This is a genomic window from Cellulomonas oligotrophica, from assembly GCF_013409875.1.
Taxonomy (GTDB): Bacteria; Actinomycetota; Actinomycetes; order Actinomycetales; family Cellulomonadaceae; genus Cellulomonas; species Cellulomonas oligotrophica.
The window spans coordinates 3236054-3251558 of the sequence record NZ_JACCBK010000001.1; the positions used below are offsets into that span (position 1 = coordinate 3236054).

Genomic DNA, 15505 nt, shown 5'->3' on the forward strand with positions numbered 1-15505 from the left:
CGTCGACTTCTACACTGCACACCGCGGCATGGAGAGTGACCGCGACAGGCTCGGCGCACTCCTGCGGGCGAGCGTCAGCGACCCCGGGCAGGTTCTCGACGACCTGGAGGCCGAGGTCCGACGCCGCACCGGCGCCGGGCATGCCGTCCTGTGCAACTCCGGCACGGACGCGCTCGTCGCGCTGCTGCTCGCCGCCGGGATCGGGCCCGGTGACGAGGTTGTCGTGCCGGCGTACAGCTTCTTCGCAACGGCGTCCTGCGTCGTGCACGCCGGGGCCACGCCCGTGTTCGCCGACATCGACCCCCGCACGTACGCACTGACGGCCGAGACCGTCCGGCCGGTCCTGACCGAGCGGACCGCCGCGGTGCTGGTGGTACACCTGTTCCACCAGACGGCCGACACCGAACCGCTGGTGAGGCTGACCGCAGAGCACGGTGTCCTCCTGCTCGAGGACAGCGCGGAGGCGGTCGGGATGAGTCGACACGGCGTGCACGCGGGGCTCCTCGGCGCGGGCGGCGTGCTGTCGTTCTTCCCGACGAAGACCTGGGGCGCACTCGGCGACTGCGGTGTCCTCGTGACGGACGACCCGCAGCTCGCGGCGCGCGCCCGCGCCGCCGTCTCCGTCGGCGATCCCACGGCGGGATGGCCCAGCGCACCGGACGCGGTCCAGGCGGCCGTGCTCCTGGCGCGCGCACCCCGCCTCGACGACGAGATCGCGCACCGCCAGCAGCTCGCGAACCTGTACGGGACGCTGCTCGCGCACGTCCACCAGGTGACTGCGCCGCGAGTCGTAGCGCCGCCGGAAGTCGCGGAGCCGGTCTGGTACGTCTACCTGGTGGAGGCGGAGCGGCGTGACGCCCTCGCCGAGCACCTGGCTCGGCACGGGATCGGCACGGAGGTCTACTACCCCCGGGCGCTGCCTGACCAGCCGTGCCTCGCCGCGGACGCCGTCGCGCAGGTGCCCGTAGCCCGGGCGGCTGCGACGAGGGCCCTCGCCCTTCCTCTCTACGCCGACCTCACGCCGGACGACGTCCGGCGTGTGGTGCGGCATGTTGTCGACTTCTACGCCACCGAGGACCCCTCATGACGCTCTCCGTCACCTGGACTGTCCGGCAACCGCTCGACGCCGCACGCCTGGAGGAGTGCGTATGGGCGGCGGCGCGGTCCGACGAGTTCATCCTCAAGTCCGCGTCCGAGCAGCTGGAGGACCGACTGACGCGCGACCTGCCGGAGTGGCAAGCGGTCGGTGTCAGCGGTCTGGCCGGCGCGGTTCTCGTGCTCACGCTCTCCGCCGAGGACGACGCGAACGCCGTCGTCGTCAAGGGCGCCGAGGCCACGGCGTCCGCTGCAGTCGCGGCCGCCGTCCGGTCAGGGGCGCGCCGCCTGTCCGTCGGTGATCGACCGGGGGGCAGGTGGGTCGTCACTGACGTCACCACGCGGGAGCAGCAATGGCCCGCCGACCACGGCGCCCGCACCGACGCGACGACGGAGCGGACCCGGCGCGAGGTTGTCGTCGTCCGTGAGCCCAGCTCGATAGCGGCCGTGACGGACGCCGACGCGATCCTGCTCGACCTGTCGGGCGCGCAGGAGGTCCGGGTGGCGGGCGAGCTCGCCGTCCTGCTCACCCGCGACGACGCGACCGCGGCATGCTGGCGTGCGCTGCGCAACCACGGCCAGCCCGTCGGCCGGCGTTTCCACCACGAGCACGTCGGGGTGAACGCCCGCGTTGACGAGCTGAACGCGCGCTATGTGCTCGCCGAGCTCGCGGAGCACGCCGACCGTGCGGACCGCCTGCGCGGCATGCGGGGCGAGCTCGTCGGGGCGTGGTCCGACGCCGGCGCGCAGGACGTCCCCGACGCAGCAGTCGGCGGTGGTGTCGCGATTGGTGCGAGGTCACGACTCGCGGCCGCCCTCGCCGACGCCGGCGTCTCCGTGCGCCCGTGGCACCCCGGGCGGGTGCTCGTGCCCGTGCACGGAGGCTGGGGGCCCGACCATCTGGACGTCCTGCGCGACTTGCAGGTCGTCGCCTCGGGCGTCGCCCGATGAGAACGGCGCCCGGTGCCGCGGGCGGGGTCGGCCATCGGTTGCTCGGTATCGGCGACGAGGGCGCCGCCGCGCCGGCGGACCAGGTCAGGCTGCACCGGCTCCTCGGCTGGTCGGCCCTCGAGCTGCGGACGCTCGACGGAGTCCCGTTGCACGACGTCCATGACGCGACCCACCGCGCCCTCGCTGACCAGCTCGACGCCGCGGGCATGGGCGTGCCAGTGCTCGACACGCCCGTGGGTGGGTGGTCGGTGGACGTCGGCACGAGCTTCGAGACCGAGCTCCGGACGCTGGAGCGGTACGTCGAGCTGGCGCGGCTGTACGGCGCGGGTTACCTGCGGGTGATGTCGTACCCCGGCGACGGCCGTGACCCGGGCCGTTGGCGCGACGAGGCGATCCGTCGGGTCGGCGCGCTGGCAAGGGTCGCAGGTGACTCCGGGGTGGTCCTGCTGCACGAGAACTGCCACGGCTGGGCGTCGAGCGGCCCGCAGGCCACCCTGGAGCTGCTCGCCGAGGTCGGCACCGAGCACCTGGGCCTGCTCTTCGACACCGGCAACGGCATCTCGTACGGGTACGACTCGGTGGAGTTTCTCGCGCCCGTCATCGAGCACGTGCGGCACGTCCACCTCAAGGACTCGGTGCACGTCGACGGTCGTGCCGCATTCGTCCCGCCCGGAGAGGGCGAGTCTCGCGTCGCGGAGTGTGTCCGCATGCTCGAGGGCTCGGGGTACCGGGGCCTGTACAGCATCGAGCCGCACCTGCACCTCGTGCCGCACGAGTCACGCACCGGGAAGCCGTCCGCTATGGCCGACGCCTACGTCGACTACGGCCGTTCCGCGGCTGCGCTGCTGGCAGCCGCCGGTGTCCGGGAGGTCACCGGTGCTGACACCTGACGACCAGCGCTGGCTCTTCGACGTGCTGGCGGCGGACACCGTCTCACCGCTCGAGGGCGGCGACGGACGGGGGTACGTCGCAGCGACGAACCTCGTGGAGGCCGGCGCCGTGGGCCGCGGGTTCCGCGTGGTCGACCGCGTCCACCCCCGGCTGGATGAGCTCTCCGACCCACTGGTGCCCGAGGCGGTGCGCACTCTTGCCGCGGCCGACCCGGATCTTCTCACCGAGCGGCAGCCGAGCCTCGTGCTCGCCGTCGGTCGCACGGACGACCCGGCACGGATGATCGCGATCGACTTCCACCTCGACACGGTCGGACCACACGTCCCTCCGACGCTCGACGGCTACGTCCTGCGAGGGCGCGGGACCGTTGACGACAAAGGACCCGGCATCGCTGCCCTTGTCGGTGTCGCGCGCGCTTTCGCCGAGCGACCGCAGCTGCGCGACGAGGTGGGCGTCGTCGTCCTGTGCGTCCCTGCCGAAGAGGGCGGCGCCCTCGGGACCTTCGGCACCCGGCTCGTCCTGCGCCGTACAGGCTTACGCGCTGCCCTGATGGTCTTCGCGGAGCCGACCGGCGGTGAGGTCCTCGACGCTGCCAGTGCCGTCATGACCCCGGTCATCGCCGTGCACGGGGAGGACAGCACGGACGACCACCCGTACGCCGGCACCAATGCGACCCTCGCGCTCAGCCATGCAGCGCTCATCCTGACCTCGCGTCTCGCACCTGTCGCCGAGCGGGTCGGAGCGAAGCTCTGCGTTGCGGGCATCTCGACCGGCACCTCCCACAACCGCGTGTACGGACGCGGCGAGCTCAGGCTCAACATCGCGTACTACGACGACGAGGCGCGCGACCAGCTCGATCGGACTCTCGCCGAGACGGTCGCAGGCCTCGGTGCGGACTTTCGTCGTTCGTACGGGGACGTCCCGCCGGCCCGTGAGATAGGTCGACGGCACGAGGAGCTCGTCAGCCTGAGGTGGCTCAAGCGGGGATATCCGGCGCTGCTCAATCGCCACCCCGCCCTGGAGGCGGTTCTGGACCAAGCCGGGCTGCACCGCCGCGACGGGGTCGCCGACGGCACGGCCTGCACCTGCGACGCCATCTGGGGGCCCGGTCACGCCGACTACGTCGTCGTGTGCGGGCCGGGCGACCTCGACCGCAACGGCGCGCACACGGACGGCGAATGGGTCGACGTGCGCGACCTCGACACCTACGCCGAGCGGATGTACGACCTCGTCCAGAGGTTCGCGGCGCACGTCCGCGCCAGCTCGACGACCTTGCACTACCAGAAGGAGACGAGATGAGACTCGGCATCGTCGGGCTGGGAGCGATCGCGCGCGAGTTCGTCGCGGCCGCGGACGAGCTTCCTGACGTCCACGTCACCGCGGTATGCGACCTCGATCCCGTCCGCCTCGCCGAACTGGCTGGCCCTGGCGTCACGACGTTCACCTCGCACACCCAGCTCGCCGCGTCGGGCGTCTGCGACGCCGTCGTGGTGGCGCTACCGAACGACCTGCACGCGTCCGTCGTCAGCGATCTGCTCGCCGCCGGCTTGGACGTCTGTTGCGAGAAGCCGCTCACGCTCGACCCCGCAGACGCCGAGCGCCTGGTGGCGCTCGCTGGCACGCGAGGTCGCGTGCTGCGCACCGCGTCCCACCGTCGGTTCAACCGTCACCTAGTCGAGCTCCGCGACCGGGTGCGTGCGACCGGGCGCGCCGTCGAACGCGTCGCGGTCCGATACCTGGAGGACATCAGCGAGCACACGGGCGGCGAGCGGTGGTACCTCGACCGCGAGCGGTGCGGTGGTGGGTGCATCGTCGACAACGGCCCGAATGCGATCGACATGGCACGGGTGGTCGTCGGATCTCTGACGCTCCACGACGCGACTCTGGGCGACGTGCGTCAGGGCGTCGAGTACTACGCGCAGCTCACGTTGCGCAGTGCCGACGGCGCGCGGGTCGATGTTGAGCTCGACTGGGCCTACCCCGACGGCGAGGCCAAGGACGTGGTCGTCACGATGGACGACGGTTCCACGCTGACCGCTGACATGCTTGAGGGGTTCGACGCGTTCAAGTCGTCGCTGCGGCACGAGTACGTCGGCATTCTCGCTGACTTCGCGGCAGCCGTCGCGCGCACCCGCGCCGGCGAGCCCGAGCAGGTGGAGCCCGACCAGGAGGAGCTGGTCCGGCTGGTGCGCGATGCGGCGGTGCTCGGTCGGCGCAAGCACGTCCGGCTGCGCATGCCGAGCAAGCGCGATGTCCGCACGAACGTCGTGCGCCTGCTGTTTCACGAGACCCTCCACCGCGGCATGCGGCTGGCCCCCGCCGGCTCCGCGTGCGTCCGTGCTGGGGACATCCACGAGCTTGTCGTGACGCGCGACGACGTGGACGACGCCGAAGCGCTCATCGACCACATCGCCTACGTCGGGTTCCTGGAGTTCACGGACCCGGCGATGCTCACGCGTGGTGACACGTTCTGGTACGGCGAGGAGCTGCTCGGCTGGTTCGCGGGGTACGACGAGAGCCACCTCCCCAACCACCTCAACCTGATCCTGCACGGCCCGCGGCTGGTCACTGCCGAGGACCTCGACCTTCGGCCCGGCGACACGATCGTCGTCAAGGAGGGGCCGCAGCGCGAGTTTCGGGTCAGCAGCGACCCCGGCGCCTGGGCCAACCAAGGGGGACCGCGTGGTTGAAGCCCCCGGCGCCCAGACCGTCGCGCCACCTCGCTTGCCGCGGCTGTGGGTCGCGGTCGTTCACTACGGGACGACCGCGGTCGGATACTTCGGCCTCATGGCGGTGCTGGTCGTGGCACTGCACCGCCAAGGGCTGCGCGCTGACGAGGTGGCAGCAGCCGTTGCCGTGTTCTCGGTGTGTTCCAAGGTCGCCAAGATCCCGCTGGCCGTGGTCATGGACCGCATCGCCCCGCACGTGTCGCTGCTCGTGGGGTGCGTCCTCGCTGGTGGGCTCTTGGCCGTGCTGCCCGCGGCGCGCACGTTCCCCGCCGTCGTGGCTGTGCTGGTGATTGCCGGGCTGGGTGTCTCGGTGAACGCGCTCGCGAGCAAACAGCTCGCCGCGCGGGCCACTGACGCGGCTGCGTCGCGGACCACCGCGTTCGCCGTCATCAACGTCTCGGTGAACCTCGCCAGCGCCGTGGCGGCCCCCCTCGCGCTCCTGCTGCTGGACGCTGGCCGGACTCGGATGCTGTTCATCGCCGTCGGCGCGGCGTACGTGGTGGCCGGGATCGCGTCGTGCTCACTCCTGCGCCGCGTCGAGTGGCCGCCGCCGTCCCGGCAGGGCTGGGCGGCGTACCGGGGCGTGCTCGCTACTCCCCGTCTGGCGCCGTTGCTCGCGGTGAACGCGGCGGGGTGGTTCTTGTACGCCCAGCTCTTCAACTCCGTGCCGCTGTACGTGACCGAGCGGCTCGGTGCCGGTGCAGAGCTCGGGCTGCTGTTCACCACGAACGCGCTGCTGATCGTGGTGTTCCAGGTCCCATTCGGGCGTGCCGTGGAGCACCTGGGGCGCGGTATGCCGCGCGCGATGCTGGCCATGGCGTTTGCCCTGTTCGCCGTGGCCTTCGTCGTCGGCGGGGCATTGCCGGGGTTTGTCGCTGTGGTGGCGCTGGTGGTCGTGTTCTCGTTCGCGGAAATGGCATTCGTGCCCACGGTCGACGTCGCGCTGCTAGAGACCATCGACGACGTCCATCGCGCCGCGGGATACAGCGTGCTGTCGGTCGCGACCGCGATCGGCGAGGCGAGCGGTGCTGCCGTCGGCATCACCATGTTCGCCTGGATGCATGACCGCGGCGCGGACGGCGGCTTCTGGTACGTGGCTGCCGGCGCCGCCGTAGCTGCAGGCGTGCTCGCGGGGCTCACCGCCCGGCGCAACCCAAGAAAGGTGCCCGCATGAGGATCGTCGCGCTCGGGACCAACCGGCCGTGCCACCACGCCCTCGTCCGTTCCGGCCACCAGGTGGTGCTAGCGATCGAGAGCGTGAAGCGGCTCGCGGACGACGACTGCGCGTACACCCAGGTGGTAGAGGTGCCCGAGGCGGACGTCGTGACCGGCCTGCCGAGCGCCGAACTCGTAGAAGCGCTTGCTGCCGTCGGGGCTGACCGCATCGCCGCGTACCACGACGCCTACTACGAACTCGCGTCGAACCTCGCCGACCGGCTCGGGACCGGCTGCGCCGTCGACGTCGTGGTCTCCCGCACGCTGCGCGACAAGGCCGCAACCCGACGGGCCACGCGCGATCTGGCGTGCGGCCGGGTCCGCCACGTCGTGCTCGGGCCCGACGAAGACCTCGCCGCGGCAGCCGCAGTCGGTCTGCCGTGCGTCGTCAAGCCGCTCGACGGCGAGGCCAGCATCGGGGTGAGCATCGTGACCACGACACCCGAGCTGGTATCCGCCGTCGCGCGAGCACGCGGTGCTGACGGTGCGGGCCGCTGCCTCGTCGAAGAGCTCGTGGACGGTCCGGAGTTCAGCGTTGAGACGTTCTCGATCGCCGGTCGGCACGAGGTGCTCGCTGTAACCGAGAAGTTCACGATCCCCGGGAGCCCCGTGGAGCAGGGGCACCTCATCCCTGCCCGCGTGGCCCCAGATGTCCGGGCTGCGCTTGCCCGTGCGACGCGTGACGTCCTCGACGCGGTGGGACTGACGGACGGGCCCGCGCACACAGAGCTCATTGCCAGCGAGGACGGTCCCCGGCTCGTGGAGAGCCACGACCGGCTCGGTGGTGACCGCATCGCACTTCTTGTCGAGCTAGCAACCGGAGTCGGGTACACCGAGCTCGTCGCTCGCCATGGTGCGCGTCTGCCCATCGCCCCTGCCGAGGTCGTGCCCACCCGCGACCGCGCCGCCGCGGTCTGGTACTCAGCGTCGGCACCAGCGACACCGGCCACCGTCGGCGACGTCGCGGGCGTCGACGAGGCGCGCGGACTGCCCGGGGTTGAACGCGTGGAGGTACTCAAACCGGTCGGGACGTCCATGCGGCCTATCGCCGGCAGCTTCGACCGTCCAGCGCTCGCGCTGGCGACGGCGAACGACCCTGACGCGGCCGTGGCCACGGCGCGAGACGCCGCCGATCTCGTCTCGTTCACCTACGCGCCTACAACAAGATGACCGAAGGACGGCAAGTCCTGCTGACTCCGACGGGTGTGGACGAGATGGCGCTCGATGGTTGCCGCCCAGTTGGCCGGCTGGAACGAGCTGAGCAGGCCCGCGTAGTGATCGTCGACGAGCGCGGCGGCTGGTCCCGGCCGTCAGCCGGGCGCAACCGGCGCGGTCGTCAGCACGTCGCTGCACGACGAAGGGCCCCTCGTGAGAGGGGCCCTTCGTCGTTCCCGGGATCGGGCCCGGTCCGTGCGGCGCGTCGTCAGGAACGACGGCCCGCGACGCTCGTGTAGACGACCACGAGGACGGCTGCGAGCGCGACCTGGAGGACGATCTCGATCCAGTCGATCCCGTCGGTGGTCGCGACGCCGACGATCTGGGCGAGCCAGGTGCCGATGAGGGCCGCGACGATGCCGAGCAGGATGGTCACGATGATCGAGATCTTCTGCTTGCCCTTGACGAGCAGGCGGCCGAGGGCGCCGATGATCGCGCCGACGATGATGGCGCTGATGATGCCGCTGACGGTCATGTGTCCGTACTCCTTGTCCGTGGGCCCGGAGGGTGAGGGCCTCGCGGTGAAAACTAGGGCAGTTCGGGCAGGTCCGCGCGTCGAGATGCACGACAGGCCCACGGAACACGCCCGCGGAAGTTGTCCGACGAGTAGTTTCGTGCCGGGCGCCGTCGCCCTGCGCGTGCCAGGTCCGCACCCCTCGCGGACCCCGTCCCGTCCACCGCGAGGAGCCTCGTGCCTGTCGTCCCGGTCGTGCCCGCACCGCTCGTCGTCGAGGAGCTGGCGGAGGCGCCGTTCCTGGTGACACCGACCACGACGGTCGTGGTCGACGCCGACGCCGAGCTGCTGCCCAACGCCGTGCTCACGGCGGACCTGCTCGGCCGGGTCACCGGTCAGGCCGTCGAGGTGCGGTACGCCGAGCTCGACGCACCGGGGGTCGTGCGGATGCGGCTGGCCGACGACCTGCCGGCCGGCGACGAGGCCTACCGGGTCGTCGTCGGCTCCGGGCGCGTGCTGCTCGAGGGCCGCACGCCGCAGGCGCTGGTCCGCGCGGTGGTGACGCTGCGGCAGCTCGTCGTGGAGCTGCCCGACGGCGGGATCGAGGTGCCGGCCGTGCGGGTCGAGGACGCCCCGCGCTACGGCTGGCGGGGGCTGTCGCTGGACGTGGCCCGCCACTTCGTGCCCGTCGCGGACCTCAAGGTCCTGCTCGGGATGATGACGCACTACAAGCTCAACGTGCTGCACCTGCACCTCACGGACGACCAGGCGTGGCGGATCGACCTGCCGTCGCGGCCCGAGCTCGTGCGTCGCTCGTCGTCGTGGTCGGTGGGCGGCGACCCGGGCGGGCACTACACGCGCGCCGACTGGGACGACATGCTGGCGTACGCCGAGGCCCGCGGTGTGCGGGTGGTGCCGGAGATCGACGTGCCGGGGCACGTGAACGCGGCCCTGCACGCCTACGGCGAGCTGACGCCGTCGGGGGAGCCCGCCGCGGAGTACCTGGGCATCGACGTCGGTTTCAGCCGCCTGCACGACGACCTGCCCGCGACGCACGCGTTCCTCGCGGACGTGTTCGGCGACGTCGCGCAGATGACGCCCGGCGATCACGTGCACATCGGCGGCGACGAGGTCCTCACCATGGACCACGACGAGTACGCGCGGCTGGTGCGGGCCGCGGCGGCGGCGGTGACGGCGCACGGCAAGACGGTCGTCGGCTGGCAGGAGGTCGCGGGCGTCGAGGGGCTGCCGCCCGGGACGGTCGTGCAGTACTGGGACACGCGCGAGGACCCCGCGCCGTTCGTCGAGGCCGCCCGGCGGGGCGCGCGCATCCTGCTCTCGCCGGGGTCGCGGGTGTACCTGGACATGAAGTACCACCCGGGGTATCCGCTGGGGCTGGAGTGGGCGGGGCACGTCGAGCTGCTCGACGCCTACGACTGGGAGCCGTCCACCCTCGTCGAGGGCCTGCCGCCGGAGGCCGTCGAGGGCGTCGAGGCGGCGGTGTGGACCGAGACCCTGCGCTCGCTGGACGACCTGACGACGATGCTGCTCCCGCGCCTGGCGGCCGTCGCCGAGGTCGCGTGGAGCGCACCGGAGCGGCGGGACGCCGAAGGGTTCCTCGACCGGCTCACCGCCCACGGGCGGCACTGGGACCAGCTGGGCTTCCGCTGGCACCGCTCGCCGCAGGGCCGGTGGTGAGCCGTCAGATCCAGGTCGGCAGCCACATGCGGATGTGCCACTGCTGCCACGGCACGACCCAGCCGGCCCACACGGGGTAGAAGAAGGCGCTGACGGCGACGACCAGGGCCACGAACACCCCCACCGCGATCACGGCCCGCCGGTGCGCGCGCACCTCGTGCCGTCGCGCCGGGTCGGGCCGGGGGCCGATCAGCAGGCCCAGCACGTAGACGAGCGTGAGCACGACCCACGGCACGAACGCGACGGAGTAGAACGTGAAGATCGTGCGGTGCGCGTACAGGAACCACGGCGCCCACCCGGCGACGATGCCGGACAGCACCGCGGCGGCGCGCCAGTCGCGGTAGCGGACCAGCCAGAACAGCGCCACGAGCACCGCCGCGGCCCCGGCCCACCAGAGCAGAGGGTTGCCGAGCGCGAGGATCGCCTGCGAGCACGCGTCCGCCCCGCAGGCCTGCTGCGCGGCGTCACCGGTGAGCGACGACACCTCGGACGGGTAGAAGTACGACGTGGGTCGCCACTGCACGATCCAGCCCAGGGGGTGCGCCGCGTACGAGTGCGGGGTCTCCAGGCCGTTGTGGAAGCGCCACATGTCCTCGTGGTAGTGCCACAGCGACCGCAGCGCCGGGGGCAGCCAGGCCACGCCCTGGTCGGGGTTCTCCACGGCCCACTGCCGGCCCCACGCCTGCGGCGAGGCGAACCACGACCACCACGTGCCGACGTACACCACGGCGGCGGTGCCGACCATCGTGACGAACGCGGGCACGCCGTCGCGCAGCACCCCCGACCAGAACCAGTGCCGGGTGCCGGCCGTGCGCCGCGCCGCCACGTCCCAGACGACGACCATGACGCCGAAGACCGCGAGGAAGTACATCCCCGACCACTTCGTGCCGATCGCCAGGCCCAGGAGCACGCCGGCGGCCAGGCGCCACCACCGCACGCCGAGCCCGGGGCCCCACGCGAGCACGCCCGGCGCGGCGGCGAGGGCGTCGGCCGTGCGGTCCGCGAGCCGTCGGCGCGCCTGGTCCCGGTCGAGGACGAGCGCACCGAACGCGGCCAGGACGAAGAACATGAGGAACGGGTCGAGCAGGCTGATCCGCGAGTGCACGATCGCCTGCCCGTCCACCGCGAGCAGCAGGCCGGCCGTGGCGCCCAGCGCCGTCGAGGCGAACAGCCGCCGCCCGATCCGGGCGATCATCAGGACCGCGAGCGTCCCGCACACCGCCGCGGCGAACCGCCACGCGAACGAGGACTCGACGCCGCCGCCCAGCCGGATGCCGAGCGCGATCATCCACTTGCCCACCGGCGGGTGGACCACGTACTCGGGGTCGGTGCCGAGCAGGCTCGTGTCGCCGGCGGCGAACGCGGGGTTCGCGTCCTCGCCCCACGCACCCTCGTACCCGAGGGTGAGCAGGGAGAACGCCTGCTTGACGTAGTACGTCTCGTCGAACACGAGCTCGTGCGGGCGCGCGAGGTCCCAGAACCGCAGGACGCCGGCCAGCACCGTGACGGCCAGCGCCCACAGCCACCCGGTCAGGCGGGCCCGGGGCGTCGCGTCGAGGGTCAGCGCGTCCTCGCCCAGCAGGCGGCGCAGCAGGCTCGTGCGCGTGACCGGTTCGGGCTCGTCGGCGTCGGGCCCGGCGGGCGGTCCGTCCGGCGTCGGACCGGTCGGGGGGTCGAGGACGTCGACGGGGGAGCCGCCGGCGCCGGGGCGGTCCGGCTCGGCCGGCCCTCCGGGCGCGGGGGCTTCCCCGGCGTGCGGGGCGGGGCTCGTCGGTTCCGCGCCGGCCGGCGCGGGGCGCTCCGGCTCGCGCTCGGCATCGGTGGGCGGCACCCGGCCATGGTAGGGGTGAAGGCCGTGCGTGCCGAGGAGCGCGTGCTGTGCTGCGCGTGCCGTGCCGCGCGTGCCGCGCCGTGCGCGCCGGGTGGCAGGCTGGGGCGGTGACCGTCGAGACCCGGGGCCGCCTCGTGCTGGCCGCCACCCCCATCGGCGACGTCGAGGACGCCTCCGCCCGCCTGCGCCGCCTCCTCGTCGAGGCCGACGTCGTGGCCGCCGAGGACACCCGCCGCACGCGGGCCCTGGCCGCCCGGCTCGGCCTGACCATCGGCGGACGCGTGGTGAGCCACCACGAGCACAACGAGGAGGGGCGGACCGCCGAGCTCCTCGAGGTCGTCGCGGGCGGCGGCACCGTCCTCGTGGTCAGCGACGCCGGCATGCCCGCCGTGTCCGACCCCGGCTTCCGCGTGGTGCAGGCGGCGGTGGCCGCGGGGCTGCCCGTGACCGTCGCACCCGGGCCCAGCGCGGTGCTCACCGCCCTCGCGCTGTCCGGGCTGCCCACCGACCGGTTCTGCTTCGAGGGGTTCCTGCCCCGCCGGCCCGGGGACCGGGCGCGCGCGCTGGCGGCGCTGGCCGACGAGCGGCGCACGGCCGTCTTCTTCGAGGCGCCGCACCGGGTCGCGGAGACCCTCGACGCGATGGTCGAGGCCTACGGCGCCGAGCGGCCGGCGGCCGTGTGCCGCGAGCTGACCAAGACCTACGAGGAGGTGCGCCGCGGTCCGCTCGCCGAGCTGGCCGCGTGGGCGCACGCGGGCGAGGTGCGCGGGGAGGTCGTGCTCGTCGTCGGCGGCGCGCCCGCACCCACCGGCGCGACGGTGCCCGACCTGGTGCCCGAGGTGCTGGCACGCGTCGACGGCGGGGAACGGCTCAAGGTCGTCGTCGCCGAGGTCGCCGAGATCGCCGGCGTGCCCAAGCGGGACCTGTACGCCGCCGCGCTCGCGGCCCGCACCCGCTGACGGCGGTCTACGCCCGCGTCGAGTCCACCAGCACCGCGCCGGCTGCCGCCATCGCCTCGCGCGCGGCCGCACCCTGCTCGGGCGTCACCGGCACCGTGAGGTCCGTCAGCACCCGCGTGCGCAGGCCCAGGGCCAGGGCGTCGAGCGCCGTGGCGCGCACGCAGTGGGACTCGGCGATGCCCACCACGTCGACGTCCGTGACGCCCGCGTCGGCGAGCACAGCGGCGAGCGCGCGGCCGTCGGGCGCGACACCCTCGAACCCGGAGTACGCCGCCGCGTACTCGCCCTTCTTCACACCGACGTCGGCCCGCAGGTCCGCCAGGGCGGGGTGCAGCTCGGCCTCGGGCGTGCCGACGACGGCGTGCGGCGGCCAGGTGTCCACGTAGTCCGGGGTCTCGGAGAAGTGCTCGCCCGGGTCGACGTGCCAGTCCTGCGTCGTCACCACGAGCGCGTACCGGCCGCGGTGCGTGGCCGCGTAGCGGGCGATCGCGGCGGCCACGGCGTCGCCGCCGGCCACGGCCAGCGCACCGCCCTCGCAGAACGTGGGCTGGACGTCGACAACCACCAGCGCGCGGCCGGCGGGGGTGCTCTGCTCGCTCGGTACCTCGGTCATGGGTCGATCCTGCCACCGTCCGGCACCGGGCCGGCGGGCCGTGCGCCGCGCGGGGAGCGGCGGCCCGGGGCACCCTGGTCAGGGCGGGTGCGACCGGCCGGCGGGGGCCGCGCCGGGCCGGGCCGACGACGGCGACGAGGAGGCGTGATGCGCGCACGTGGTGGACCGTGGCACGGCGCCGCACGAGGGGGCCGTGCGGGCCTCGCGCCGGTGCTCCTGGGCCTGGCGCTCGCGGCCGGGTGCACCGCACCGGCGCCTGCGCCGACGGCCGTGGCCTCCGCGTCCGTGGCCCCGCCCACCGCGACGCGGACCGCCCCGGCGACCCGGGCGCCGGGTCCCACGCCGAGCCCGGCGCCCACGGTCCGGGACGTGCCGACCGTGCAGGTCCGGTCCGTCGAGGAGGTCGCCTCGGGGCTGGCCGTGCCCTGGGGGCTGGCGTTCCTGCCGGACGGCCGCGCGGTCGTGACCCTGCGGGACGCGGCGCGCCTGGTGCTCGTGGCGGCCGACGGCACCGTCACGGACGTCACCGGCCCCGGGGCGGACGAGGTCGCGGCCGCCACGGTGCCGCGCAGCGAGGGCGGGCTGCTGGGCGTGGCCGTGGTGCCCGGTGCCGAGCCCGGCGGGCCGGTCGACGTCGTGCTCCACCTGACGGCCGCGCAGGACAACCGCGTGCTGCGCGCCACGCTCGACGGATCCGTCCTCGGGCCCACCCGCGTGCTGGTCGAGGGCATCCCGAAGGGGGCCAACCACAACGGCGGCCGGCTCGCGTTCGGGCCCGACGGGCACCTGTACGTCACGACGGGCGACACGTACGCGACCGGCCTGGCGCCCGACCCCGCGAGCCTGGGCGGCAAGGTCCTGCGCGTGACCGCCGACGGCGCGCCCGCACCGGGCAACCCCGACCCGTCCTCGCCGGTGTGGACCCGCGGGCACCGCAACGTGCAGGGCATCGGCTGGGCGCCCGACGGGCGGGCCGTCGCCTCGGAGTTCGGCCAGGACACGTGGGACGAGCTCAACGTGCTGCACGCGGGCGCCGACTACGGGTGGCCGGCCGTCGAGGGGACGGGCGGGGCCGCGTCGGGGTTCGTCGACCCCGTCGCCGTGTGGTCCACGGACGAGGCGTCGCCGAGCGGGCTCGCGGTGACGGACGAGGGCGTGTACCTGGCGGGGCTGCGCGGGCGGACCCTGTGGCGGGTGCCGCTGCGGCCCGTGCCGGCGGGCGCGCTCGACGACCCGGCCGCGGACGCCGCGGGGTTCGGCGAGCCGCAGCCGCTGCTGGCGGGCGAGCACGGGCGCCTGCGGGCGGTGGAGGTCGCCCCGGACGGGTCGCTGTGGGTGCTCACGGGCAACACCGACGGCCGCGGCGACCCCGCGCCGGGCGACGACCGGGTGCTGCGCGTCGAGGTCGGCTGACCAGTCCGGGTGACCAGGGCGGCTGACCAGGTCCGACGCGGGCGGTGCGCCCGGAGGGTGGGACGCGCGCCGCGACGGGCTGCCGGACACGCCGCACGCCACGCCGGGGAGCGGCCCCCGCACGGCGTGCCTGCTCGACCGGATCGTCCGGATAGGTACTGTTCACCCCCGACCGCACGTCCGACCGTCGCACGGGCCGGCCCGCCCGGTCCGACGCCGTCCGTCGCGCCCTCGCGCGACCACGAGGAGCCGCCATGCCCGCCAAGGCCAAGAGCGTCCTGATGTGGCTCGTCGTCATCTTCCTCGTCTACGCCGTCGCGACGAACCCCGACCGCGCCGCCGAGGTCGTCCGCTCGCTGTGGGACCTGGTGTTCGGCGCGCTGAGCGGCTTCGCGCAGTTCTTCAGCTACCTCGCGTCCTGAGGCCGCCCGGCCGGTGACG

14 protein-coding genes are annotated in these 15505 nt (G+C 73.7%); 11 read left to right on the forward strand and 3 right to left on the reverse strand.

Going from position 1 to position 15505, the window contains the following annotated elements:
• The first annotated feature begins 28 nt into the window (after window positions 1-28).
• From BKA21_RS14850 to BKA21_RS14880, 7 genes are read left to right on the forward strand one after another with little or no spacing between them, the layout of a single operon-like run.
• Window positions 29-1087 (forward strand): DegT/DnrJ/EryC1/StrS family aminotransferase, encoded by a 1059-nt coding sequence (locus BKA21_RS14850; protein WP_203793566.1) that lies wholly within the window; start codon window positions 29-31, stop codon window positions 1085-1087.
• Entirely contained in the window at window positions 1084-2046 is a 963-nt protein-coding gene (locus BKA21_RS14855; protein ID WP_140459753.1) for a DegT/DnrJ/EryC1/StrS family aminotransferase, read from the forward strand. The genes BKA21_RS14850 and BKA21_RS14855 overlap by 4 nt, the downstream gene beginning before the upstream one ends.
• Before the next feature lie 38 nt (window positions 2047-2084).
• Window positions 2085-2936 (forward strand): sugar phosphate isomerase/epimerase family protein, encoded by an 852-nt coding sequence (locus BKA21_RS14860; protein ID WP_203793565.1) that lies wholly within the window; start codon window positions 2085-2087, stop codon window positions 2934-2936.
• A 22-nt stretch (window positions 2937-2958) separates the two neighbouring features.
• Window positions 2959-4236 carry a M20/M25/M40 family metallo-hydrolase gene (locus BKA21_RS14865; RefSeq protein ID WP_203793564.1) on the forward strand — a complete coding sequence of 426 codons (1278 nt, stop codon included), beginning with the start codon at window positions 2959-2961 and terminating at the stop codon, window positions 4234-4236.
• Window positions 4233-5627: a Gfo/Idh/MocA family protein gene (locus BKA21_RS14870; RefSeq protein ID WP_140459756.1), complete on the forward strand. Its 1395-nt coding sequence runs from the start codon at window positions 4233-4235 to the stop codon at window positions 5625-5627. The genes BKA21_RS14865 and BKA21_RS14870 overlap by 4 nt, the downstream gene beginning before the upstream one ends.
• Entirely contained in the window at window positions 5620-6840 is a 1221-nt protein-coding gene (locus BKA21_RS14875; protein WP_140459757.1) for an MFS transporter, read from the forward strand. The genes BKA21_RS14870 and BKA21_RS14875 overlap by 8 nt, the downstream gene beginning before the upstream one ends.
• The gene (locus BKA21_RS14880; RefSeq protein WP_140459758.1) at window positions 6837-8051 is read left to right on the forward strand and encodes an ATP-grasp domain-containing protein; all 1215 of its coding nucleotides are present in this window, start codon (window positions 6837-6839) and stop codon (window positions 8049-8051) included. The genes BKA21_RS14875 and BKA21_RS14880 overlap by 4 nt, the downstream gene beginning before the upstream one ends.
• A gap of 253 nt (window positions 8052-8304) precedes the next feature.
• Here the strand turns inward: BKA21_RS14880 and BKA21_RS14885 are convergent, their stop codons facing one another.
• Window positions 8305-8571: a GlsB/YeaQ/YmgE family stress response membrane protein gene (locus BKA21_RS14885; protein ID WP_140459759.1), complete on the reverse strand. Its 267-nt coding sequence runs from the start codon at window positions 8569-8571 to the stop codon at window positions 8305-8307.
• 216 nt (window positions 8572-8787) lie between these two features.
• On the opposite strand from BKA21_RS14885, the gene BKA21_RS14890 reads away from it, so the two are divergent.
• Window positions 8788-10248, forward strand: coding sequence for a beta-N-acetylhexosaminidase (locus tag BKA21_RS14890; RefSeq protein WP_140459760.1), 1461 nt, complete (start codon window positions 8788-8790; stop codon window positions 10246-10248).
• 4 nt (window positions 10249-10252) lie between these two features.
• Here BKA21_RS14890 and BKA21_RS14895 read toward each other — a convergent pair whose 3' ends face one another.
• Window positions 10253-12079 (reverse strand): phospholipid carrier-dependent glycosyltransferase, encoded by a 1827-nt coding sequence (locus tag BKA21_RS14895; RefSeq protein WP_140459761.1) that lies wholly within the window; start codon window positions 12077-12079, stop codon window positions 10253-10255.
• A 107-nt stretch (window positions 12080-12186) separates the two neighbouring features.
• On the opposite strand from BKA21_RS14895, the gene rsmI reads away from it, so the two are divergent.
• Window positions 12187-13038 carry a 16S rRNA (cytidine(1402)-2'-O)-methyltransferase gene (gene rsmI, locus BKA21_RS14900; protein ID WP_239073005.1) on the forward strand — a complete coding sequence of 284 codons (852 nt, stop codon included), beginning with the start codon at window positions 12187-12189 and terminating at the stop codon, window positions 13036-13038.
• A gap of 7 nt (window positions 13039-13045) precedes the next feature.
• Here the strand turns inward: rsmI and BKA21_RS14905 are convergent, their stop codons facing one another.
• On the reverse strand, window positions 13046-13651 hold the full coding sequence (locus BKA21_RS14905) for an isochorismatase family protein (RefSeq protein ID WP_140459762.1): 606 nt from the start codon (window positions 13649-13651) through the stop codon (window positions 13046-13048).
• A gap of 369 nt (window positions 13652-14020) precedes the next feature.
• Here BKA21_RS14905 and BKA21_RS14910 point away from each other — a divergent pair, with 369 nt between their 5' ends.
• Together BKA21_RS14910 and BKA21_RS14915 are read left to right on the forward strand one after the other, a co-directional pair.
• A complete protein-coding gene (locus tag BKA21_RS14910) occupies window positions 14021-15064 on the forward strand; it encodes a PQQ-dependent sugar dehydrogenase (protein WP_239073004.1) in 1044 nt (347 codons plus the stop codon).
• Window positions 15065-15318: 254 nt separating this feature from the next.
• A complete protein-coding gene (locus tag BKA21_RS14915; RefSeq protein WP_170209062.1) occupies window positions 15319-15486 on the forward strand; it encodes a hypothetical protein in 168 nt (55 codons plus the stop codon).
• Window positions 15487-15505: the final 19 nt, after the last annotated feature.